Below are 1,369 nucleotides of genomic sequence, written 5' to 3' on the forward strand. Positions count from 1 at the left end.
CACCGCCTCAACCTTGAATTCCTTCGTGTACTGCCGTCTCGGTACCACGTTCTCTGCCATGTTCTTCTCCATACAGGCAAAAAGTTATCAAACTTCTTGCTGTACGTGGAATCGAGGCAGGGTCAGAGCGTCTTATGCACTATTGAGAGTCGGCGCGGCACGTCAGCTACATTGACCTAGTGAATAACAGCAGTGATACCATCGGTTAGCTGTCTTGCCTGCAGTCTTTGACTCCAACAGAACATAGGTGCGATTCATGTCGGTTATCGATACCCTGATGGAAACTGCAATCGCTGACGTAGATCATTTGCGCAAGCGGGACGAGCAGGGCGACGATTTCAGCGTACCCCGGGACGTCGATTTTCTCTTACGAGCACCGTCCGCTGAGAAGGCGTCGATTGTCGCTGGCTTCATCAACGACTACCAATTTGGGCAGGCCTTGGTGCAGCAATCAGATGGTGAGTACAGCGTCTTGGTTGTCCTCCACATGCCAATTCAACAGCACAACATCCTGTCTGTTTCCGGATTCATGACATGCGTGTGCGCGCTTTTCGGGCTGGATTACGATGGGTGGGGATGCGTCGTGCAGAAGCTTATCTGACGACGTCTATGTAGTTGGAATTTGGCGATTTTGCCAACTTGGCAGCCTCTGCGCAGAAAGTGCCTTACACGCCCTAACCGAGTTTCTTGGCGAGGTCTTCGGCCCGCAGGTGCGTGTATCGCTTCAGCATCGCAAGCGTCTTGTGCCCGGTAATGCTGGCTACCTCAACGGTCTGCAATCCCAGCTCGAAGAAGCGACTCGTCGCCTCGTGGCGCAGATCGTGAAGACGGATGCCGACGAGCCAGTGCGGATCGGTGCGGCGCTCCAGCACGCGGCATGTTGACTCGTACAGTCCACGCGCTCGCGGCACGGCACGGCAGAATGCTCGCGTGAGGGCGTTGGCAGTGACGGCGAAGGGTACGGTATGCCCAGCAGCCTTGCGGGCCTGTAGGACGGCTGTGGCGACAGTGGACAGCGGGACGGTGCGGGGCGTGTCCGTCTTCGTCACCGGCAGGTGCGCGGTACGTCGTTCCAGGTCGATGTTCTCCCAGCGCAGGGACGCAAGCTCACCTCGGCGCATCCCCGTGGCGACAGCTAGCCGGATGAAGTCGCGTAGGTCCGTGGACTCAGTAGCGTCGATGATCGCCTGTATCTCATCCGGGTGAAGCCGCCGATCACGGCCTTGTGGCTTCCGGGGCTTGATTGTTTACGCCGACCGGAAATTGAGCCACTTGTAGGGATCGCGCCGACTGAAAACTGAGCCGGGCAATCAACCTATCCTGCTAGTTTTTCAGGCAGGGTGTTTGGGGATGATCCCGATGACCATGA

Annotated in this window: 1 protein-coding gene and 1 pseudogene; one reads left to right on the forward strand and one right to left on the reverse strand. The window is 57.3% G+C overall.

The genetic code is table 11. The annotated features are described in order from the left end of the window. The first annotated feature begins 256 nt into the window (after positions 1-256). Entirely contained in the window at positions 257-601 is a 345-nt protein-coding gene (locus tag HWX25_RS32570; protein WP_175912697.1) for a ribonuclease E inhibitor RraB, read from the forward strand. A gap of 73 nt (positions 602-674) precedes the next feature. On the opposite strand, the pseudogene HWX25_RS32575 reads toward HWX25_RS32570, so the two are convergent. Beyond that, positions 675-1,244: pseudogene (locus HWX25_RS32575) on the reverse strand (site-specific integrase); the annotation flags it as partial. Positions 1,245-1,369: the final 125 nt, after the last annotated feature.

It is taken from the genome of Burkholderia sp. BCC1640 (assembly GCF_902833125.1).
Classification (GTDB): Bacteria; Pseudomonadota; Gammaproteobacteria; order Burkholderiales; family Burkholderiaceae; genus Burkholderia; species Burkholderia diffusa.

Excerpts from the sequence above, each read along its gene's own strand:
- HWX25_RS32570 (WP_175912697.1), top strand. The coding sequence starts at position 257 with ATGTCGGTTATCGATACCCTGATGGAAACTGCAATCGCTGACGTAGAT.